Origin of the sequence: Streptosporangium heterodermiicola, from assembly GCF_051390675.1 — a bacterium.
Classification (GTDB): domain Bacteria; phylum Actinomycetota; class Actinomycetes; order Streptosporangiales; family Streptosporangiaceae; genus Streptosporangium.
In genome coordinates this window covers 1-226 of the sequence record NZ_JBPJSR010000154.1, presented here as the reverse complement: position 1 = coordinate 226, position 226 = coordinate 1, and the positions used below count along the sequence as shown (strand labels likewise).

Genomic DNA, 226 nt, shown 5'->3' with positions numbered 1-226 from the left:
GGGGCCTGGTACGGGCGGCACAGGCCGAGCAGCCCGGCCGGCTCGTACTGCTGGACCTGGACACCGAAGCCCTCGACGAGAGCGTGGTCGCCCAGGCGCTGGCCACGGGCGAACCACAAGTCGCGGTACGAGACGGACACCTGCTGATACCGGGACTTAACCGGATGGCCGAGCCGGTGGGCGTGGAGCCAGGACTCCCGGACGACGCGGAGCTTTCGGGCGGCGT

General features: G+C 71.2%; 1 protein-coding gene. It reads left to right on the top strand.

The features are described 5' to 3' along the window. Positions 1-5 precede the first annotated feature (5 nt). Positions 6-226 (top strand): SpnB-like Rossmann fold domain-containing protein (locus ACSC1Q_RS43310; RefSeq protein WP_436764563.1); only part of this gene is annotated, 221 nt, incomplete at its 3' end.